Consider the following 21,137-nt stretch of genomic DNA (forward strand, 5'->3'; position numbering starts at 1 on the left):
CAAAAGTGGATTATTGCCGGATTCATAAGGGAAATGTTGTATTATGGGCATGAATTGTTTGCTCGCTAGTGTGCACTAGGAGAAATGATTCTTAATTGTGCGGTGAGGCTTGGCTTCAGCAGGTAATAAGCAGCTAAAAAGCAGATGATGAGCAAGCGAAAAGAGGTGTCCCAAGCCGCAGAACCGGCTGCCGGGACACCTCTTTATTGAAAATATAATTTATATGTTTCACATGCTAACTTATCCTTCTACTTCTCGCTGAAGGTGCCGTCCACAAAGTAATGCTCAAGGGAAATGTATTTTTCGTCAGCTAGAAACTGAAACACGGAGGTAAATACCGTTTCAAGGACACTCCTCATTCGCTGGGAACGGAAGCGATTCAGCGTACGAAAGTTGGGGCGTTGCCGTCCGGCCAGCCACATGAAAGGGATGATCTCTCGTACGGTCTTAGCGATTTGACGAGACGAATAGATTCGCTTAGTATAGGCGTAAATAATGACTTTGGTAAGCATCTTAGGGTGATAACTGTCACGGCCGCCGCCGGGATAGGCCGCGTCAAAAATGGCGTTGTCCAGCCGATTGACGGCGGTATTCACAAGCGCGATCGAGGTGATTTTCCGGGATATCTTCTTTCAGATCCTATGGCAAGCAAAGTTGGTCCATGGACTATTGAATGTACAAAGAAATCGCTCCTTTTGAAATGGTTGGGTGGTACCTCCATTTTACCAAAAAGGCGATTTCTTTTTTTGTGTTTGTTGAAAAAGTGTTTTCGTATCCCGCTTAAACAACGGTCCGTTCGCGGAGCGTCCACCCAAGTGCCCACGTTGATGCTACTACAAAGTAAAGAGCTGTCCCAAGCAGCCATTTCATGGCTTTTGGGACAGCCCCTTCTACTTGTGAGGCAACTTACACAAGTGAAAGCGTGAACCGGAACGAATACGGACGGTTAGCAGGCAGGGTGAACTGCTCATGCGTTGGGGCACCCCAGCTGTCGTCACCGCCGACGCCCATCTGCTTGTAGTTCACGCGCAGCACCGTTTTGTCGGATACAGGCAGCTTGTAGCCGTGATCGCTGGCTTCCAGCTCAGCTGCACTCCAAGGCAGGGCGTTGACTTCGATAGGCAATGCGCCTTCTACATGCAAGCCGTGGCCTTCGCTGCCAGCAGTGATGGAGGCATATCTGACATCCGTCTTGTTGCCGCATTCCTGCGGACGGAGATACGGCGTGAACTGCCCGCTGACCTTGCCGCTGTAACGTCCCAGCGGAGCTCCGGATTGCCGGTCCCAGTAATTCTCATGCGGCCCGCGGCCGTACCAGGAGATGGTGTCGAGGCTGCTGTCCAGCTCGAAGGCCATGCCGAATTCCGGAATCTCCGGCAGCTTGCTGCTGCCCGGCTGAAGCTCCTGCGTAATTTCTACCGAGCCGTCCGTGCGGATCTCGTATTGAACACGCAGTAGGGATTTCGGCTGGGTATCCAGCAGATAGTCAGTGTTCACGAAACCGAGACTGCCCTCTACACGGCAGCTGAACCGGGTGAGCTTACGGCTGTAAGAGACTTCCTTCCAGACTGCGCAGCGCTCCGGATGTTTGTTGCCGAGATCATTGTCGGTTACCGCTCTCCAGAAGTTAGGTCTTGCCGGCGCAAGCAGATGCTCTTTGCCGGAAGACTGGTAAGAAACCAGGGCGCCGGTTGCCGTGTCGAAGGATATTCCGAAGCTGCCGCCCGCAAAAGTCACTAACCCGTCTTGCTCATTAACCTGCAGCGTGCTGCCTGGAGTAACAGGAGCGCTGGCCGGAAGGTAAGGGGTTAGAACGAACTGTTCCCAGGCGATTTCGTGGTCTGCACCTGCCCAGGCCGTTTCGGCCTGCTGGACGAATGAGACCGTAAGCACTGCTTCTTTGCCGGTTTCAAGCAGGTCCTGATCGTACGGAATGGCAATTTCAGCGGTTTCACCAGGTGCTGCGGACAGCGGCAGCAGTCCTTCCTGCGCGGTTTCTCCCTCCAGAGCAAGCTTCCATTGCAGCTGATAGTCTGCCAGATCCGTAAACAGGAAGTTGTTGCGGACCTGTAGACGTCCTTGCAGCAGATCCAGCGCGGTGATGACAATGCTCTGATAGCATTTTTTGACCTCTAACAGCTTCGGAGTAACCGTACGGTCAGCGAACAGCAGGCCGTTGCCGCTGAAGTTGCCGTCATGCGGATTCTCCCCGAAATCGCCGCCATAGGCCAGATATTCTATCCCATCAGCGGTAGAAGTGCGGATCGCCTGATCCACCCAGTCCCAGATAAAAGCGCCCTGAATGATGTCATACTTGTCAAACAGCTCGGTGTACAGATGCAGACCGCCGCAGGAGTTGCCCATGGCATGGCTGTATTCGCACAGAATATACGGCTTCTTGGGGTGGTTCAGCGCATATCTCTCGACATCATCCGGTTTGATGTACATGGTTGATTCGATATCACTTGCGGCTTCCGATGCTCTGTAATGGAAAATTCCTTCGTAATGCACCAGACGGGTCGGATCGGCTTCCCGGAGATAATCGTGCATGGCCAGGAAGTTATCGCCCCCGAAGGACTCGTTGCCGAGCGACCAGATGATGACCGACGGATGATTCTTGTCTCTTTGCATCATGGAGTTGCAGCGGTCAATGACATTGGCGCGCCATTCCGGCCGGCTGGCGGGGACATTGAACTCATGCAGTTCCTGCTGCCCGTATTGCCAGGAGCCATGGGTCTCCAGATTCGTCTCGTCGATGACATAGAGACCGTATTCGTCACACAGCTCATACCATACGACTTGATTCGGATAATGGGAAGTCCGCACAGCATTGATATTATGCGATTTCATGAGCTTGATATCGGTGATCATATCTTCTTTGGAGAGCGCCCGGCCGGTGTCACAGGAGAATTCATGACGGTTGGTACCCTTGAGCACAATCCGTTTGCCGTTGATCTTCATCAGACCATCCTGGAGCTCGAAGGTACGGAAGCCTGCTTTGCAGCTGACCGCTTCCAGCACTTGTCCCTGATCATCCGATACAGCAATAACCAGGGTGTACAGATGAGGCTTCTCGGCGCTCCACTTCTTCGGGTTCGTCACTGCTGCAGTTAGCTGTAGCTGCTGAACTCCAGCCTGGACGAAAGCGACAGAGGCGGAGACTGGATGATCCCATAGCGGCTGTTCCTTACCGTCATAGAGCTGCACCTGTACAGAATGAGACTCGATCACCGTATCAAAATAATTCTCGATCGTCAGATTCACGTTCAGCTGCGCATCGGTATACTTCTCATCCAGCTCTGTCCGGACGAAGAAATCGGCAACCCGCACTGGCGGTGCAGTATACAGATAAACGTCGCGGAATATTCCGCTCAGCCGCCAGAAGTCCTGATCCTCCAGCCAGCTGGCATCGCACCAGCGGTAGACTTCTACGGCCAGCTTGTTGACACCCGGTACCAGATAGGCGGTAATATCGAATTCGGATGGCGTGAAGGTATCCTCACAGTATCCGGCCAGCTCGCCGTTCACCCAGACATAGAAAGCGGATTCAACCCCCTGGAAGCTGAGGTACACTGGCTGTCCATCCCAAGTCTCGGGTACGGTGAAGGTGCGGATATAAGAGCCTACCGGATTATACACGGTTGGGGCAAAAGGCGGCTTCAGATCCGGCTCGGACACGGCCCATGGATAACGGACATTAGTATATTGCGGATAATCATATCCCTGGAACTGCCAGTGGGAGGGAACGGTAATATCCGCCCAATCTCCGGAGTCATAGCCGGTGGTATAGAAATCCTTGATCCGCGCTTCTGCAGTTTCGGCGAAAGCGAATTTCCAGGTTCCGTTCAAGGATTGATAACGGGAGGAGGCTTCTTTAGTTCCCTGCAGGGCTTCAGCCACTGCCGGGAAAGACATCATGGAGGCATGCGCGTCTATCCGGTTCAATTGAAATAGCTCAGGATTATTATTCCATTCTGGATATCCGTTTGCGGGCTGCTGGTATGAGAGCTTATGGCGCAAGTTAACATCTCCTTATATTGTTATATTCATATTATAGAATGGAGAATGTCTGGGGTATATATAATGATATTCATCGAATATAACAAAATATGAAACAAGAATAGACTGGAATTTGAAACGGGAGGCCGTTATGATGGGGAGGTGGAACAGGAATAACGGCGGTTAGAACCAGCCGGGCTTTTTACAGAAAGGGTGGGGCTTGTGAGAAGTACAATGATCTTTTGCGAAATGGAAGAAACGCTTCTGCTGCCGCTCTATGCCACAACCATCGGGTATTGGGAGCATCAGGAAGAGACTCTCCGGCCTACGGGCTTTCCGGATTACCAGCTGCACCAGGTACTTGGCGGAAAAGGCGAATTGACTATCGGGGATAAACGTTATACTGCAGGTCCCGGTGATATCATGTTTCTCTATCCTGATGTTCCCCATTCGTATACTCCGCTGAGCCGGGAATGGGAGCTGGCCTGGATTTCCTTTAACGGGAGGGAAGCGGCCCAGATGCTGCTCTATGCCGGAATACGCGAGTCAGGAATGGGGAGCTTAAGAGCGGAGCCCATCCTGAACCCGCTGGAGGAGATGCTTACCCTTTCATACGGCAATGAGCTTCAGGATAATCTGGAGCGTTCGAAGTTACTGTACTCGCTGCTTCTGGATCTGAAACGCAGCCTGCTCCCCGCCTCGAATGAGGATAATGAGCTGGAACGGATGAAGCCGGTGCTGCAATATATAGAGCTCCACCTGCACCGTCCGCTGCTGCTGAAGGAACTGGCCGAGGTGGCTGAAGTGTCACCGCAGTATCTGTGCCGGCTGTTCCAGCGCACCGTCCGCGAGCGGCCGGTCGCCTATATTAACAAACAGCGGGTGAACCGGAGCAAACAGCTCATGTTCAGCAGCAGAGGGCAGAGAGTCTATGAAATCGCCCAGAGGGCAGGGTTCGAGAATGTCAGCTATTTCTGTGCTGTGTTTAAGCGGTTGACCGGTATGCAGCCCGAAGAGTGGAGGCGCCTGCATGGTCTGGATTAGGGGCCGGCAGGCGCCGGATTTGTAGCCGTATCACAGACTCTCCCTCAGCCGGGCGAACATCCAGTCCGCGATCTGGCGGTAATCTGTAGCCGGCTCAGCAGACTCTGCGGGTTCAACCGGATTATGGCCATGTGCCTGCAGCACCGCCCACATTGCATTCCAGAAGGTGACTACGTAAGACATCTGTTCAAGGCTATGCAGGGTATCTGCATCATATTGTCCGAAGTAACAGGACAGAAAGGTTTCCTTCTGTGGCCGCGAATAAGCTGAGCATACACATGCCAGATCAAACATGATATCGCCCATTCCGGCATATTCCCAGTCGATCAGCCGCACAGACCCGTCATCCAGAAAGTTGTTAGCAAAAGGATCATTATGGCACAGCCCCAGCTGCTGCTGTCCGTTTGACGCCCTGTCATGCTGAATGGCAGCAAGCTTCTCCAGCAGTTCGTCCAGATCTCCGGGAAGCCCGAGCTGGTGCCGGGCGGCAAATTGTATCCGGTCTTTAATATCCTGATAAGGCGAGAATGCATAGGCAACCGGCGGCAGGGCATGCACTTTGCTCATAGTATCGGCGATCCGCTTCATATTCACATCGGTGCCGGTATCCGCGTCGTTCCATTTCACGCCGTCAATGAACTCTGTGACCATATGACCCGTCTCCGTGGAGAAATACACTACCTTTGCGCCTACCCCTATGTCTGCCGCTGCCTGCATAGCCGCAAGCTCGGCCTCCCGGGAGATGCCGAGCCTGTCCGCGTTGCCGCCGCTTATGCGCAGAGCCAGCTTACGGATACCGTTAGTAATAATATAATTCTGATTAGTCAAGCCATCCTGCTGGTATTCAATGGCTGTATCCGCGATATCCCACTGCAATTCTTCCTCAATAATCTGCTTCATGTCTTCAGTCCATCCGCTCATGCTGGTTATTCCTTCCGTTGTATAGAGTAAAGGCAAAGATCAGGCAAGTTCAAGCTTGAACACAACAGGCAGCGCGCTGGCCACCGCTGTGGTGCGGATCGTTAACGCTTCTCCATCCCGTTCCCAGGCAGGCTGCTCATCGAAACCGAGCACGGACATCCTCTGGATAATTCCCTCGAAATACGGAGATTTCTCCCTAAGCGATTTAATGCGGACCACGCCATCCACAGGGAACACAAGGACGGTTGCATACAGGCAGTTGCCCTTCACGGTGAAACGGATGTCCTCAGGGGTGAACACCTTGGCGCTGCCGTCGGTGAACTGCCCTTCTTCAATGCGTGTCGGCCCTTCACCGAATGTGCGCCAGAAGGAGCTCTCATAAATGGCTTCACCATTTGTGCCCAGCCAGCCGCCGATAGCAGCCAGTATCTCCTTATCTTCATCGGCAAAGCTGCCGTCAGCCCGCGGACCCACATTCAGCAGGAGATTGCCGTTTTTGCTGACGATATCCACCAGATTGCAGATGATTTCTCCGGCCGGCTTGTAGTCATTATTCTCCGTATAACACCAGGAATTTCGCGCTGCTGCTGTATCCGTCTGCCAGAAGAACGGCTTCAGCTCAGCGAATTGCCCCCGTTCTACATCGGGAATGGCTGTGCCGAACATGAAGGCATCATGTTTATAATTAATGGCAGCCGTAGTTCCCCGCTGGGCAGCCCGGTTATAGTAATAGGCGGCGAATTTTTTCAGATACGGTTTGAATACAGCATTCTCAATCCACCAGTCGAAATAGAAAACCTTAGGCTGATACTGGTCGACCAGCTCGCAGCAGCGGATCAGCCAGTCTTCCAGATACTCTTCAGACGGAGGAGAGCCGTAGAGATCGTGATGATCCGGTTCCGGCATGGACGGCCAGTAGAAATCGCCGCGTTCCAGCGGCTCATGAATGTCGGAGTCGAACTCTTTACCGTGGGACATGAAGAACCAGTGCTCCGCGCGGTGGGAGGAGACGCCCAGCTCCAGATCAAGCTTCCCGAAGGCGGCCTTCAGCTCGCCGAGAATATCCCGCCCGGGCCCCATCTCGTACGTGTTATAATGGGAGACAGCGCTTTTATACATCTGGAAGCCGTCATGATGCTCTGCAACGGGAATGACATATCTGGCGCCGGAGGCTTTGAATAAGGCCGCCCACTCATCGGGGTTGAACTGCTGCGCTGTGAACAGGGGAATGAAATCCTTGTAACCGAAGTCCTTGTGGTTCCCGTAGACAGCCAGATGATGCTCATATTCTTTCGTACCTTGAATGTACATATTGCGTGAGTACCACTCATTGCTGAATGCCGGGACAGAATACAGTCCCCAGTGAATGAAAATGCCGAATTTGGCCTGGCGGTACCACTGCGGCACCTGATAGGCGCTTAGAGAATCCCAATCATCCTTATAGGGGCCGTTCTTAATGGTCTCGCCGATAAGATGCAAATATTCCGTAGTGTTCATAGTAAGTTTCTCATCCTCCCGCAATTTATATAACGCTTTCATTGTACCGGGCCGCAGGGGGATTAAGAATGTACGGGACTAACTTTCTGATGTACAAAAATAACCTTTAAGGCGGTCTGAACGATGGATCATCGCGCATTGCTCACCAGCTACTTATCCAATCTGAAGGTCGATCTGCTCATGGCGGACTATAATCAGTGCACCACACGGTGGAGGGATCTGGACTATACTCCGGACTACAGCAAGTTCTATTACATCTGCGGCGGTGAAGGTTGGCTGAAGATCGGGGATAAGGAATATTATCCGCAGCCGGGGGAGCTGATCCTGATGCCTGAGGGTGTGAAGCAGTCCTACTCATGCATCAGCGAACGGCCTTTTCTTAAATACTGGTGTCATTTCAGTGCCAAGGTCGGAGAGATCAACCTGTTCCGTGTCCTGGAGCTGAATCATGTATGCATTCCGGAGAATCCCGCTGCTGTCGAGGCGGCATTCCAGGGGATTACCGGGAGTACCCAATCGGATGCTGTATATGCCCCGCTGCTGGGCAAGAGCAGGCTGCTGGAGCTGATCGCCCATTACGTCATGAATCACAAGCTGGATGAAATCTCTTATAAGAATCTGGGCGCTGCCCGGAAGCTGACTGCTGTTCTGGATTACATCGCCGCGAATATCGAACACAATATTACGATTCATGACCTTGCCGAAATTGCCCATATGCACCCTAATTACTTCATGCGTCTGTTCAAGCAGCAGATCGGCGTACCCCCCATCCAGTACATCACCCGGCAAAAGATTGATAAAGCCAAAGACCTGCTGGCAACCACCTCCGGCTCGGTCAGCGAGATTGCCGACCAGCTCGGCTTCGGCGACCTGTTCTATTTCTCCAGGCAATTCAAGAAGCATGCCGGGCTTGCACCCACGGAATTCAGAAAACAGGAAACAGGAGGAGTTAAACCATGAGCATTGCGCAGTACAATGGATACCAGATCCGGTTAATGGATGAGCCGGCAGCCAGAGAGATTCTGAACTGGAAATACGAACCGCCTTATTCTCTGTACAATATGCTGGAGGATTCTGCTGAAACGGAGGATATTGAAGAGCTGATGGACGGCTCCTACTTCAGCGTACGCACTGCGGAGGGGGAACTGGCCGGATTCTTCTGTTACGGGCGGAATGCCCAGGTGGGAGGAGGAGTAGAGCTGGGATATTATCTGGATGGAACAGCGCTGGATATCGGACTGGGATTAAGGCCGGACCTGACCGGCGCTGGAAAAGGGCTTACTTTTCTGCAGGCGGGTATGAAGTTTGCACGGCGGACCTATGACGCGAAGCGGTTCCGGTTGTCGGTTGCAGCCTTTAATCTTCGGGCCATTGCCTTATACAAGAAGGCGGGTTTCCTGCCCGGCCAGAGCTTCACGAACCGGTATGGAGACACTGAAACAGAGTTCCTGCTGATGGAGACTCCTGTCCTGTTCTGACCCTCTTTAGCCAGAGTGGAGAATACAGGGCAAAGTCTGTTAAAATAGAATTATGGCATCATACATATCAAAGGAGAACTGAATGTGAACGATAACTTGAAGCAAGCGTACGTGCGGCTTGGATTAACTGAAACCGTAACCAGAGAGGAACTGAACAAGCGGTTCGATCTGCTCTTGAAGCGCAGACGTACCCTTTCAACGGATGAAGAGATCGCGGACTATGAAGCGGATTTCCAGTCGTACAAGCTTATTCTGGATACTTGGGACGAGCAGGAGATTCAAGAAGCGGAAGACCAGCGTCTGGCCAAATACGGGCGGTTCTCCGGGACTGCAAGCAAATGGGAACGCTTTATGCGGCTGTACAGAACACATGTTATTCTATCCATCATCGCAGTGCTTGTGCTGATTTTTGGCGGGAAAGCACTGTACGATAACTATCAGCATAGACAGTATCTTGCTTCACTGCCGCCGGTGGATGCGACCATTATGTTCGTGGGTAATTTCGGGGCTAAGGACAGCAGCGGGGATACAGCGGCATTGGAACAAGCGGTCATTGACGCTTATCCGCAGTGGAAGCGGGTAGAGGCGACCATTGTGTATCTGCCCAAGACCGGGGAAGGCGCTGATACGCTGGATATGAACCATATGCAGAAAGCTGTGGTCGAGCTGGCGGCCAACCGGCCGGATATCGTCATTATGGATGATGCCACCATTGAGTGGATCGGGGGACAGGCCGGATTCCAGAATCTCGAATCCATTACGGCGGACGGCAAGCTGGCTGCTGACGATGCACGTATGAGATGGGGAACGAATGAAGATACCGGCAAGCGCGAGCTGTATGGTGTCGATATTATGGACTCTCCGTTCATATCTGCACTGCCCATTGACTATAATGTGAAATCGATTATTATCGGTGTGCTTGGCGAAGACAATAAGGACAAGACGATTGAGTTTGTGAAGCATATTGCGGAGGAACAAGCCGCGAAGTAAATAGAATACAGAGAACAGCATATCTGAATATCTGAAAATATCAAAAAACCTCTCTTTCAATGGATGTTCACATCCATTTCGGAAGAGAGGTTTATTTGCTGTTCCTATTTCTCCAGGCGATAGCCGCCGTGGAATACAGGGCCGACATACTGATTGAAGGCATAGCCGTTGCGGATGGCTGCGGACACGAAGTCCTTCGCCTTAACTACGGATTCCTTCACCGATAAACCGTTAGCCAGACCGCCGGTAATAGCGGCGGCGAAGGTGCAGCCGGCTCCATGATTGTGGGCGGGTTCGATTTTGGCCGTCTCCAGAACGGTATATTCGCTGCCGTCGAAGAAGATATCGATCGCCTTATCTCCGCCCAGTGCCTTGCCGCCTTTGACGACAACATTCTTGGTGCCGAGCTGATGGATCAGGCGGGCCGCTTCCTTCATCTCTTCCAGGGTAGTCAGCTTGCCCAGACCCGAGAGGACACCAGCTTCGAACAGATTCGGTGTAGCTACAGTAGCCAGAGGGAGCAGCAGATCGCGGATTGCATTCGCGCTCTCCGGATTCAGCACTTCATCCTCGCCTTTGCAGACCATCACCGGGTCAATAACCACATTAGTCTGCAGATTGTTCTTGATCGCCTGCTCGGCAACCTGCACAATTTCGACACTGCCCAGCATACCCGTCTTCATCGCGTCTACGGGACCGCCGGCGAAGATCGTTTTGAGCTGCTCTGCGACGATTGCGGCATCAATCGGATATACATTATGGTGCCAGCCCCGGTCGGGGTCCATGGTAACGATTGTAGTCAGTGCACTGAAGCCATAGGTGCCGTATTCCTCAAAGGTTTTGAGGTCAGCCTGAATGCCTGCGCCTCCGCTGGAGTCACTGCCGGCAATGGTTAAGGTTTTGATGATTTTTGACAAAGGTAACGTCCCCTTTTTGTATATGGATGGTATGGTATGGAGCTTATTATAACAAATATCATGGCCGTAGTCCGCAAAAAAAGTACAAGCTCCCTAATCCGTCCTGTTATCTATGGTTTTGGGTGAGAACAAGGGTTTCAATTCCGTTACACTGCATATCATGGTAGCAAAACGGATTTTTATTGCTCAGGAGGCTGCCATGATAGAAATCAGCTTATGTATGATTGTCCGCAATGAAGAAAAGAGCCTGCCCCGCTGCCTTACTTCCATTGGAGCGATTGCGGATGAGATTATCATTGTGGATACAGGCTCGACGGACAAAACGAAGGAAATTGCAGAAACCTTCGGAGCGGTGATTTATGATTTTACCTGGATAGATGATTTCTCGGCTGCCCGCAATTTCGCCTTCAGCAAGGCGACCAGGGAATACATCTTCTGGCTGGATGCGGATGACTACCTTAAGGATGAGGATCATGCGCGGTTCAGGGAGCTGAAGCACGCTCTGCCGGAGAATGTGGACAGTGTGAACATGCAGTATAATCTTGCTTTTGACGGGGAGGGGAATGTGGTCACTTCCCTGCGGCGCAACCGGCTGGTCCGCCGGTCCTGCGGGTTCAAATGGATCGGCCCGGTGCATGAATACCTCGAGGTATACGGCCCTTCTTACAGCAGTGATGTCTGCATTACCCATGAGAAAGACAAAGAGTACACGGACCGCAACCTGCGGATCTACCGCAAGCGGGTGGCTGAGGGAGAAGTCTTCTCTCCCCGGGATCAATATTATTATGCCAATGAGCTGCGCGATCATGGAATCCATGAGGAAGCTTGCCAATATTACGAGCAGTTTCTGAACGGGGGCCAAGGCTGGATCGAAGATAATATTCAGGCTTGCCTGCGGCTGGCCGAATGCCGGGAGCGGCTGGGTGACAAGGCAGCAGCGTTTACTGCGATTACCCGGACGCTCCAGTACGATTCTCCGCGTGCCGAGTTCTGCTGCCGGCTCGGTGCCTGGCATGTGGAGCAGGGCCAGCTTCACCCGGCGATCTACTGGTATGAGCTTGCTGTTATGCTGCCGCGGCAGACAGAGTCGATGGGTGTGAAGAATGAGGCCTTCGCCACCTGGATTCCGAATCTGCAGCTTGCACTCTGTTATGACCGGCTGGGCCAGCATGAACGGGCTAATCATTTCAATGAAACTGCCCTGCTGCATCTTCCCAGCCATCCCAGCATGCTATACAACCGGACCTACTTCCAGAAGCTTCTGGGGGACAAATATGTTTCGCTGCAGCCGCAGGAGACCGCTGGGGAGAAGAAAGAATAGCAGGGTTACTTAACAGCGGTACCGAAGCGGCGAATAAATGACAAACCGGCCAAATGAATAAAGGCGCTCCTCAAGCCGTAGCTTGGGAGCGCCTTTGTGTGTTTTTATTGGAACAGCAGCGTTTGGATGGCATGGGCCGGAATCGAGCCTTCCGCCAGCTGATCCCGGAAGTGCAGGGTATATGGCAGCTCGCTGTCCGTGCGGTTAAGTACGACCAAGGCATAAGTGCCGTCAGTATTGCGGAATGCCGTAGTTTCGAATTTGTCGGTATATCTGGAGCTGCCCACACGAACGGCGCCCGGACGGATGTACTTGCTGAAATGGCCGATGTAATAGAATGAGCTCTCATAGATTACTTCATCCTTCAGGGTATCGCCGATAACCGGCGCATCGCAGAAGTTGCCTACGTGGTTCGGTCCGCCCTGCTCATCAAGGACGATATTCCAGTCGGTCCAGCTGGACATCCAGTTGTTCAGGTTGCCGATAATGTCATGGCCGTAACGTTCGCCTGTGTTCCACGAGCCGAGGTGTACGCCGCCTTCCTGGCAGCCTTCACTGAAGAACAGCTTCTTGTCAGGGAAACGTTCATGTACAGCGCTCAGGGCTTCGAAGTGGTCGCCGGAGTACCAGTGGAAGCAGATGCCCCAGATATATTTTGCCGCCTCCTGATCATTGAAAGCGGTCTTCGCCCGGTCATATACCCGTTCTTTATTATGATCCCAGATCATGATTTTGACATGGCCTAAGCCGGCTGCTTCCAGGGCAGGACCGAGATAATCACGTACGAAATCCTTCTCTTCCTCAGCGGTGTAAATGCAGGAATCCCAGATCTGCTTGGCTTTGGCTTCGTTCTGCACACTGACGGCCCAGATGTCGATGCCGGCTTCCGCATAAGCCTGAATGTATTTCACGAACATATTCGCCCAGGCTTCCCGGTATTCCGGCTTCAGCTTGCCGCCGTTATTCATTTCGCCGTTCGTCTTCATGAAAGCCGGCGGGCTCCATGGCGAGGAGAACAGCCGGAAGCTCTCACCCACGGAGTCAGCTGCACGTTTGATTAACGGAAGAATCGACTCCTGATCCCTGGAGATGTTGAACGTGGCCAGCTCCGGGTCAACACCCTCTACATAAGCATAGTTGCCTGTTGAGAAGTCGCAGCTCTGGATATGTGATCTGCACAGGGTGTAGCCGATGCCATGCTCCGGATGGAAGTAAGCGTCGATAATCTCCTGCTGTCTGGCCGGGCTGAGCTTGGCCAGCGTAACTGCAGATGCTTCTGTCAGTGCACCGCCGAAGCCTTCGATCTCCTGGTATTCCAGATCCTCATAGATATTAATTAACTCCATTTCCTTCTCTTCGGAATCCGGCCGGAAGGACAGGGGCTGTAATTCAGTTAACCGGTCACCGGTTCCCTGGGCTGTCTGGATCACGCGAACTGTAGTGCTGCTCATAGTATTGTGTTACCTCCTGAAAGTTTGTAGGAATAGTCTCATTATAGAAGGTATTCTGCTGTACTTTGAAGAAACAATATGGTTAAGAACCTCAACGATCTGGTCATGAGGCTATAATCAGAAAGGGTGATTTCTGGTGGGGACAACCGGTGTAGACATTCATCTCAGCTCATTTTCCCGGCATATCCAGCCGTTCTGGCATTTATTCCGTGAAGGGCTGGATACCTATATCATACGGCTTCAGGCAGAAGGAGAGTGTGAAGCGCTGATTGACGGGGAGATGGTCCCTGTAATGCCCGGTGATCTGCTGCTGTTCCGTCCAGGCGAGCTCTACGATCTGCGGATCGGCGAGAAAGAGAGTCCGCTCGGCTTCAGTGCAGACTATTATGTCATGTGTACAGGTGATTGGGTGGATGAGTGGTGGAACAAGCAGGTGAGGGCCAAGAAATCCAGAATAGCTGAAGACAGCAAGCTGCACAGCATTTGGCAGCAATTAATTCTGGAGAAGCGGAGGATTGACGGCGGCAGCCCGGAAATTCTTGAAGCGTTGTTCAAGGCATTATGCCTGCTGCTGGACCGGGCGATATTCGAAGCACCGGCAGCATCGTCTTCTTCGCTCCTGCAGGGACTGAAGATCAAGAACTATGTGGAGGAGCATGCGACTTCGCCGATCCGGCTGGAGGATGTGGCCCGCCATGCGGGGATCAGCGTCACCCGGACGGTGCATCTGTTCAAGGAACAGTTCGGATATTCGGTGATGCAGTATGCGCTGCAAGTCCGCCTGGCGATGGCGCTGCGGCTGATGGACAACAGCAACTATACACTGGAGCGCATCGCGGAGGAGACAGGCTTCGGCAGCTATACCTATTTCCACCGGGTATTTCGTGAACGGTATGGGGTTGCGCCGGGAGTATACCGGAGGCGTTCATAAATGTGCCGATGAAAAGGGGCATCCCAATCAGCCATTACCCGGCTATTGAGATGCCCCTATGTAGGTTTGTCCGGCAATCAGTGTCCCGGCAACGCCGAGTTATCCAGCAGAAGCTGCGGTTCGCTTGTGCGGATGAAGTCCATGACCTTATCATAAATAATCCGGTGGCCTTCCCGGTTGGGGTGGATTCCATCCCGGCAGATAAACTTGGTGTAGTCCGGCTGCTGGAGGAAAGCGCCCCGTACATCAATGATCTTGGTCTTGGTGCTCTCGGCGACCTTGATAATTGCTGAATTATATCTCTCCTGCCACCAGTATATCTTAGTAACGCTGCCGAGGAATTTCATGATATTCACTTCCGAATCCGGATTATTGCCGCTGACCCATTTGAAATAATTGTCCGCGTTCAGCGGAGGCAGACTCATCAGAATAGGAGTAATTCCCTGATTCTTCAGGAAATCAATCATGTCGAGCAGCATCCGCTCGAATGCAGGGAAATCGGTTTTAGGACTATGCTCCGCCTCAGGATTGCTCGCAATCTCTCCCCAGTGATAGTCGCAGTCATTGCCTCCGTATTCGATCAGCACCATATCCGGTTTGTCTTTCAGCACATCCCGTTTCAGGTTGCCGAAGCCCTTCATCAGCGTATTGCCGAATCTGGCGGTATTACGCATGGCTCCCTTAAGCTTGCCCTGCAGCAGGGACACGTAATTGTCCTCCAGAATGACATACTTGCTTCTGGCTTCATCATAGACAACACCCTTAGAAATAGAGTCTCCGCTTACCATATATTTAAACTCAAGCCCCGTGGCTTCCTTGTGCTCTTCGTTTGTATTCATTGTCCCGCCTCCGATAATCCTAGTGTATATATCTTTAGTGTAAACCATACATGGGGCAGTGCCTATGTACATATGTCATGGTTTCATGCTGCGGGTGCTTAAACGGAACTGCCGGCAGGCTGAAGAGGCCCGGCTCCGCAAATGCAGAGCTGGACCTCATTTAACTAATCCGCTTCTTGTTCCGCATATCATTTCTCACCGGGGCTTATCTCCTGCGCATTCTGAAGCTGCCGAGTCTTTGCAGGAGCGCTGATTTGGGCGGAGTGTTCACGGAGTTCCCTGTCAGGAAGCCTGCTGTGGTCTGCTCCATGATCCTGACACTATTCTCCCAGGTCCAGGCCCGGGAATCGGCTTCTCCCCGGGAGGCAAGGCGGACACGGAGCGCAGGATCCTGAATCAGCCGGATGACATCCTCAGCAATCCGGTTCTCATACCTGTAGGATAGCAGGCAATTCTCTTCGTGGCGGGCATATTCCAGATTTCCTCCCGAGTATACGGACACAAGCGCAGCACCGCAACGCATGGCCTCAAGGCCCGGCAAAGATCCGGTGTCGAAAATACTGGAGCTGACAAAAATATCAGCCCCGTTATAGTGATAACAGAGTTCATCGTCATTCAGGGGAGTGAAAAAGCGGTATTTGCCGCTGGCCTTCATTTTTTGCAGCGAATCCGAACTGTAGAACTCATCCGGCGGACTGATGAAGTTGATATTTACCCCCGGGACATTATGTTTGACGATATCGAGCTGCTTCACCAGATAATCCTGCTCACGGTGCCAGGAGAAGCCGTTCTCCACTTTGCGCAGGATCGCGGTAATGTTCAGCGGCTCCTGAAGATTATGGCGGATGTGCATATTTTGAAAAGAGGAACTGATCCCTACGGGGACAATGCTTCCGCTAATTCCGTGACCGAGCTCAATTAACTCCTGCTGCCACTGGGACAGAACAATCAGCTTATCGGTGGTGTGATAGGAGGGAAAGGATACCTCATTCTGCGGCAGAAACAGCGGTTCGTAACAGAGGGACAGGCGCACATGGATGCCCTTGCCGTTCTGGCTTGCAGCTTGTGATACCGGGACCGTTGTATAGAAATTCGAAACGATGATATCGCTGACCGGGAAATCAGATTCACGAAGCAGCGTATAATCGGTAATGTGCAGGGTGGAATGTACCTCATAAGAAACATCGCCTCCAAGCGGCATGAGGATGACCACATGGTGCCCCCTGGCGGTAAGACCATTCGTGAGCTCCACGAGCATGCGTTGTGCCCCGCCATGGCATAAGGTAAGAATGGGGAAAGTGAATCTCATGTATGATCCCTTCCTTTCTGACTCGAGAATCGCTTGCAAACATGCGATATGTATACTATTTTATTCATTGAATGGCGAAAAGTACCGGTTATACGGTGTTTTTGCAGCAAATGGGGGTTTGGAGGGAGCGGATCAGATTGAGTGAGATTATCTTAGAATGTATGAGAAGGCTGGATCAGTCACTGGGCTATGTGGAGCTGGCGCTCGCTAAGCTGACAGAGGAGAAAGTGTGGCTGCGGCCAAGACCCAAGATGAATGCCATCGGCAACCTCTGTCTTCATGTGGCAGGCAGTGAGTATCAGCATCTGGTCAGCGGAATCGGGGGCCGTGCAGCAGACAGGGACAGGCCGTCGGAGTTCTTAACACGGGGCGGAATCCCGCCGGAGGGACTGCTTGGAATGATGCGGGAAGTGAGAGAGGAGAGCTGGTCTGTCATCCGGGGATTGACCGAAGGGGATTTGCAGCGTGTTGTTGCCGTTCATTATCCCGAGAGCTCAGGAATGGAGGGCTACAGCTGGAGTATTCAAAAAATTCTGATCGGGGCGGCAGAGCATTACGCCTACCACACCGGCCAGATTGTATTCGCTGCAAAGCTGCTGCAGGAGGAAGAAATCCATCTCCTGAACTGGCAGCATTATGATTAATTGCGCAGATTGCGCAGCAGGTTAACGGTGTCCTTGATATCCAGCCCTGTCACTTCTTCCAGTGAAACGTCGATCATCGGCTTATGAGCCTCCAGCTTGTTCAGGAACTCTGTGGTGTGGAACAGCCCGCGTCCTGAAGCGCCGTGACGGATCCGGGAACCATCATCATAGATATCTTTGAGATGTGCCAGAATGATCCGGTCACCGAACAGGCTGAAAGAACTGTCTACGATTTCATCCTGCAGATGAACCTCTTCACCAATCAGGTTGCAAGGGTCCAGTACCACACCAATGGAGCTGGAGGGAACCTCGTCGAGGATGCGGCGCATTTTGCCCGGGGAAGACAGCGTATGGGTGCTTACTCCTTCAAGCGCCAGGAACACCCCCCATTTCTCCGCTTCCTCTGCCAGCTCCTCGACCGTTGCCTTGAGGGCTTCCCAGCCGATTTCTTCATACCGGTAAGGATCGGATTCCAGAAAAGTCGTTAATGCACCGGTCTCCGTAGCGACCATAGGTGCACCGAACTGGCGGGCATAGCGCAAGTGCTCCTTGAAGCGGTCAATCTCTACCCGCCGGATGGCAGGGTCGGGATGAATCGGATTAATATAGCAGCCCAGCACGCCAATACGGATGCCGGCTTTATCGAACTGCTCACCGATATAGGAAGCCAGGCCGGGGCTAAGCTTGCCGGGAGACAGATCAATATCCTGAATGGCTTTGGCCAGGGCGAGCTGTACGAAGTCGATATTGTAGGTCTGTAGGGTGGCGGTCAATTCTTTAAGCGGCAGGCAGCCAGCTGTATGTGCCAAAGTTCCGTAACGAATGATGAACATCTCCTTTGGAATTCTATGGATTTATATTTATAATATTAAATGCGCTTACAGTGTCTTGCAATGATAAAGAAGTTTATGAGAAACGGGAGGAACCGATTAATGAATGCAATTGAGCAACGCAAACAGGAGCTTGAGAATTGCCGCCCAGAACCAACGCTGGACCCGGAAACGATTGATGAATTCTGGAATGATCTGCTCGCAGAAGATGAGGAACTGCCGCTGGATGTTACAATAATCCCTGAAGAAACTCCATATCCAGGCATGGAGGTTAGCAAAGTAAGCTATACAGGTTATGGGGAAACGACCATCCATGCCTGGTACATCCGGCCTGCTGCTGACACAAGTGAGCGGGGAGATCTGCCGTGTATTGTTACGTTTCCCGGTTACACCGGCGACCGGGGGTATCCGGAACGGTATGCTCACTTTCTAATGCTTGGCTATGCTGTACTCGCCGTGGATGTGCGTGGACAACTGGGAGAGACCGGCAATCTGCTGCCGCAGGAAGAAGGTATAGTCAGAGGCTGGATCACCCAGGGGCTGCTGGAGAAGGAACGTTCCTATTATGTGGCTGTAGCGATAGATACGGTTCGTGCCATAGAGACCGCAGCACAGCTGCCGGGTGTTGATCACGAGCGCATTGCCATCACCGGGGGGAGCCAGGGAGGCGGGATTGCGCTGTTGGCCGGGGCACTGAGCCGCCGGGTTGCTGCAGTGGCTGCAGACATACCGAATCTCTGCCGCCTGGACTTCGGGGTGCTGAATTCAACCAGCTCACTCACAGAGATTGCCGATTATCTGAAGCGCTATCCGGAGCATCTGGAGCGGGTGCTGCAGAATCTGGCCTATTTTGACATCGTTAATCTGGCGCACCGGTTTACCGTTCCTGTCTTGATGTCCGCAGGCTGGAAGGACACCGTCTGCATGCCGGAGACCATCTATGCTGCCTATAACCGAATTGAGTCACCTAAGCAGATGATGGATTATCCGTTCTCCGGGCATGAGGTCAGCGAATATCAGCGCAGGCAGACGGTACTCTTTTTCCGGGAGCATCTGGGTTAAAAGATTAATTACTGGAAGGCTGATTAGCGGCGTGTGTTTGGTGTAAAGGTTATAATGAAGCTGCTAAGCTGTTGTCAGAATGCGAAGGCAGCCTAAGGAATGGGAGGGAATGGCAGATGAATAAGGATGGAGACAAGCTTCCCGCGGAACTGGTCGTGGAGAATTTCGAATACAGCCAGAAGAATGAGCAGCTGGTGAAGAAGAGCTTCTGGAGCAAAACGAGGAAAGCGGCGGGCAAAATCCCGTTCACCAAAGATGCGGTTGCCATGTATTACTGCGCCATTGATGCCAAAACCCCGTTATGGGCCAAAGGCATAGCATTCGGTGCGCTGGCCTATTTCATTTCACCCATTGATGCGATTCCCGATGCGCTGATCGGACTCGGGTTCACGGATGATGCAGCGGTTATTGCCGCAGGCATCCGGGCGATTGCCGGACAGGTGAAGGAGGAGCATAAGCAGAAGGCCGAGAATTTTTTCGAGAAATCGTAAGGCCGCGTAAATAGAACAAAAAGTGCAGCTATTAGCTGCACCTGGTTCAGGCTTCTTCCTCAATCCTTCCACTTCCAGGGGGGCGGCTGTCTGCGGACTGCTGCTTCGCCTGGTATTCTGTGCCCCAATCCCTCATCAGCTTAATGATCGGAATCAGCGTCCGGCCAAATTCGGTCAGCGAGTATTCCACCTTCGGCGGAACCTGATGATACACCTCGCGGTGAACCACACCATCCTCCTCCAGCTCACGGAGCTGAAGTGTCAGCATACGCTGCGTTATGCCGGGACAGATCCGGCGGAACTCGTTAAAGCGTTTCGTTGAATCCATCAAATGGTATAAAAGCACACCCTTCCACTTGCCGCCGATAACGTCGAGAGTGAATTCAACCGGACAAGCGGCGCCCTGGCCGTCCGGACAGGCTCCAAAACCGCCTTTGCGGTCACGCATGACAGCTCACGCTCCTTAAGTATCATTTTGTATACTACATAACAAAAATGTGCGTACTTCACGAATAGTAATCTATCCACTACTATAAGCATGTGAGCAGGATAACGTCAATTCCAAACGTGAAGGATACACAGAAAGGGAGTAAGTGATATGGATACCACAGCAAAAGCAACCGCAACAACCAAGCAGGAAATTCTGGCCGCTTATGAATACAGACATGCTACCAAGGTATTCGATAGCAGCAGAAAGATCAGCGAAGAGGATTTCGGGTTCATCCTGGAAACGGGACGCCTGTCACCGAGTTCGTTCGGATTCGAGCCCTGGAAATTCGTTATTGTCCAGAGTATGGATATCCGTGAGAAGCTGCTTCCTTATGCCTGGGGTGCACAGAAGCAGCTGCCGACGGCAAGCCATTTCATGTTGATTCTAGCAAGACTGCCGCGTGATATGGCTGCGGACTCGGAGTATATTCAGGGCATGATGCGCGATGTGCAGAACCTGCCGCCCGAGATTGCCGGGGGGAAGCAGAAGGTCTATGATGTGTTCCTGAAATCCGATTTCGGACTGGAAGGCAATGAGCGGGCGATCTTTGAATGGGGCGCACGGCAGACCTATCTGGCTCTGGGGAATATGATGACTGCTGCGGCGCAGATTGGCATCGACTCCTGTCCGATTGAAGGCTTCGACAAGGCAAAGATCGAGCAGGTGCTGACAGAGGAAGGGATAATGGACCCGGCACATTTCGGAATTGCCTGCATGGCGGCCTTTGGTTACCGGGTTAATGAGCCGCGCGGCAAAACCCGTCAAACGGCCGGCCAAGTAGTGCAGTGGGTCTAAACGCAGCGTCTTCAGCAATATATGAGGAAACGCAGGTAATTAAAAACCGGATGCCGTCCCGATTAGGATGGCATCCGGTTTTTGTGCTGTGCAAATGAAAATACATAGAAGCTTCGAAAAAAGTTTGA

General features: G+C 52.4%; 19 protein-coding genes and 1 pseudogene. 10 read left to right on the top strand and 10 right to left on the bottom strand.

Going from position 1 to position 21,137, the window contains the following annotated elements; translation table 11 throughout:
• Nucleotides 1-263: 263 nt before the first annotated feature.
• Together PBOR_RS13790 and lacZ are read right to left on the bottom strand one after the other, a co-directional pair.
• A pseudogene (locus PBOR_RS13790) lies at nucleotides 264-636 on the bottom strand (transposase); the annotation flags it as partial.
• A gap of 270 nt (nucleotides 637-906) precedes the next feature.
• Nucleotides 907-4,020 carry a beta-galactosidase, LacZ type gene (gene lacZ, locus PBOR_RS13795; protein ID WP_042212476.1) on the bottom strand — a complete coding sequence of 1,038 codons (3,114 nt, stop codon included), beginning with the start codon at nucleotides 4,018-4,020 and terminating at the stop codon, nucleotides 907-909.
• A gap of 228 nt (nucleotides 4,021-4,248) precedes the next feature.
• Between lacZ and PBOR_RS13800 the strand changes: the two genes are divergently transcribed.
• Complete coding sequence (locus tag PBOR_RS13800) at nucleotides 4,249-5,043, top strand: AraC family transcriptional regulator (protein WP_245648170.1); 795 nt, start codon at nucleotides 4,249-4,251, stop codon at nucleotides 5,041-5,043.
• A gap of 30 nt (nucleotides 5,044-5,073) precedes the next feature.
• Here PBOR_RS13800 and PBOR_RS13805 read toward each other — a convergent pair whose 3' ends face one another.
• Both PBOR_RS13805 and PBOR_RS13810 read right to left on the bottom strand, forming a co-directional pair.
• Entirely contained in the window at nucleotides 5,074-5,964 is an 891-nt protein-coding gene (locus PBOR_RS13805; protein WP_042212479.1) for a choline/ethanolamine kinase family protein, read from the bottom strand.
• 39 nt (nucleotides 5,965-6,003) lie between these two features.
• Nucleotides 6,004-7,461: an alpha-L-fucosidase gene (locus tag PBOR_RS13810; RefSeq protein ID WP_042212481.1), complete on the bottom strand. Its 1,458-nt coding sequence runs from the start codon at nucleotides 7,459-7,461 to the stop codon at nucleotides 6,004-6,006.
• Between the two features lie 123 nt (nucleotides 7,462-7,584).
• Here PBOR_RS13810 and PBOR_RS13815 point away from each other — a divergent pair, with 123 nt between their 5' ends.
• From PBOR_RS13815 to PBOR_RS13825, 3 genes are all read left to right on the top strand, one after another.
• The gene (locus PBOR_RS13815) at nucleotides 7,585-8,421 is read left to right on the top strand and encodes an AraC family transcriptional regulator (protein ID WP_042212483.1); all 837 of its coding nucleotides are present in this window, start codon (nucleotides 7,585-7,587) and stop codon (nucleotides 8,419-8,421) included.
• Nucleotides 8,418-8,939: a GNAT family N-acetyltransferase gene (locus PBOR_RS13820; RefSeq protein ID WP_042212485.1), complete on the top strand. Its 522-nt coding sequence runs from the start codon at nucleotides 8,418-8,420 to the stop codon at nucleotides 8,937-8,939. The genes PBOR_RS13815 and PBOR_RS13820 overlap by 4 nt, the downstream gene beginning before the upstream one ends.
• A gap of 84 nt (nucleotides 8,940-9,023) precedes the next feature.
• Nucleotides 9,024-9,929, top strand: a complete 906-nt coding sequence (locus PBOR_RS13825; protein ID WP_042212488.1) for a hypothetical protein — start codon at nucleotides 9,024-9,026, stop codon at nucleotides 9,927-9,929.
• Nucleotides 9,930-10,033: 104 nt separating this feature from the next.
• Here PBOR_RS13825 and thiD read toward each other — a convergent pair whose 3' ends face one another.
• Nucleotides 10,034-10,846: a bifunctional hydroxymethylpyrimidine kinase/phosphomethylpyrimidine kinase gene (gene thiD / locus PBOR_RS13830; RefSeq protein ID WP_042212489.1), complete on the bottom strand. Its 813-nt coding sequence runs from the start codon at nucleotides 10,844-10,846 to the stop codon at nucleotides 10,034-10,036.
• Nucleotides 10,847-11,045: 199 nt separating this feature from the next.
• Here thiD and PBOR_RS13835 point away from each other — a divergent pair, with 199 nt between their 5' ends.
• On the top strand, nucleotides 11,046-12,167 hold the full coding sequence (locus PBOR_RS13835; protein ID WP_042212491.1) for a glycosyltransferase family 2 protein: 1,122 nt from the start codon (nucleotides 11,046-11,048) through the stop codon (nucleotides 12,165-12,167).
• Nucleotides 12,168-12,271: 104 nt separating this feature from the next.
• On the opposite strand, the gene PBOR_RS13840 is transcribed toward PBOR_RS13835, so the two are convergent.
• Nucleotides 12,272-13,618: a glycoside hydrolase family 30 protein gene (locus tag PBOR_RS13840; protein ID WP_042212493.1), complete on the bottom strand. Its 1,347-nt coding sequence runs from the start codon at nucleotides 13,616-13,618 to the stop codon at nucleotides 12,272-12,274.
• A gap of 136 nt (nucleotides 13,619-13,754) precedes the next feature.
• Here PBOR_RS13840 and PBOR_RS13845 point away from each other — a divergent pair, with 136 nt between their 5' ends.
• Nucleotides 13,755-14,549: an AraC family transcriptional regulator gene (locus tag PBOR_RS13845; RefSeq protein WP_042212496.1), complete on the top strand. Its 795-nt coding sequence runs from the start codon at nucleotides 13,755-13,757 to the stop codon at nucleotides 14,547-14,549.
• A 77-nt stretch (nucleotides 14,550-14,626) separates the two neighbouring features.
• Here PBOR_RS13845 and PBOR_RS13850 read toward each other — a convergent pair whose 3' ends face one another.
• Complete coding sequence (locus PBOR_RS13850; protein WP_042212498.1) at nucleotides 14,627-15,388, bottom strand: SGNH/GDSL hydrolase family protein; 762 nt, start codon at nucleotides 15,386-15,388, stop codon at nucleotides 14,627-14,629.
• Nucleotides 15,389-15,593: 205 nt separating this feature from the next.
• Nucleotides 15,594-16,697 (bottom strand): glycosyltransferase family 4 protein, encoded by a 1,104-nt coding sequence (locus PBOR_RS13855; protein WP_081972040.1) that lies wholly within the window; start codon nucleotides 16,695-16,697, stop codon nucleotides 15,594-15,596.
• A gap of 161 nt (nucleotides 16,698-16,858) precedes the next feature.
• On the opposite strand from PBOR_RS13855, the gene PBOR_RS13860 reads away from it, so the two are divergent.
• Nucleotides 16,859-17,341, top strand: a complete 483-nt coding sequence (locus tag PBOR_RS13860) for a DinB family protein (RefSeq protein WP_157764032.1) — start codon at nucleotides 16,859-16,861, stop codon at nucleotides 17,339-17,341.
• On the opposite strand, the gene PBOR_RS13865 is transcribed toward PBOR_RS13860, so the two are convergent.
• Nucleotides 17,338-18,150, bottom strand: a complete 813-nt coding sequence (locus tag PBOR_RS13865) for a sugar phosphate isomerase/epimerase family protein (RefSeq protein WP_245648171.1) — start codon at nucleotides 18,148-18,150, stop codon at nucleotides 17,338-17,340. The genes PBOR_RS13860 and PBOR_RS13865 overlap by 4 nt on opposite strands.
• A gap of 123 nt (nucleotides 18,151-18,273) precedes the next feature.
• Here PBOR_RS13865 and PBOR_RS13870 point away from each other — a divergent pair, with 123 nt between their 5' ends.
• Together PBOR_RS13870 and PBOR_RS13875 are read left to right on the top strand one after the other, a co-directional pair.
• Entirely contained in the window at nucleotides 18,274-19,233 is a 960-nt protein-coding gene (locus PBOR_RS13870) for an acetylxylan esterase (protein ID WP_042212505.1), read from the top strand.
• Nucleotides 19,234-19,349: 116 nt separating this feature from the next.
• Entirely contained in the window at nucleotides 19,350-19,724 is a 375-nt protein-coding gene (locus tag PBOR_RS13875) for a YkvA family protein (RefSeq protein ID WP_042212508.1), read from the top strand.
• Between the two features lie 46 nt (nucleotides 19,725-19,770).
• Here PBOR_RS13875 and PBOR_RS13880 read toward each other — a convergent pair whose 3' ends face one another.
• Nucleotides 19,771-20,172 (bottom strand): winged helix-turn-helix transcriptional regulator, encoded by a 402-nt coding sequence (locus PBOR_RS13880; RefSeq protein WP_042212510.1) that lies wholly within the window; start codon nucleotides 20,170-20,172, stop codon nucleotides 19,771-19,773.
• Nucleotides 20,173-20,322: 150 nt separating this feature from the next.
• Here PBOR_RS13880 and PBOR_RS13885 point away from each other — a divergent pair, with 150 nt between their 5' ends.
• A complete protein-coding gene (locus PBOR_RS13885) occupies nucleotides 20,323-21,009 on the top strand; it encodes an NAD(P)H-dependent oxidoreductase (protein WP_042212513.1) in 687 nt (228 codons plus the stop codon).
• Nucleotides 21,010-21,137: the final 128 nt, after the last annotated feature.

The organism is Paenibacillus borealis, assembly GCF_000758665.1.
Taxonomy (GTDB): Bacteria; Bacillota; Bacilli; order Paenibacillales; family Paenibacillaceae; genus Paenibacillus_AQ; species Paenibacillus_AQ borealis.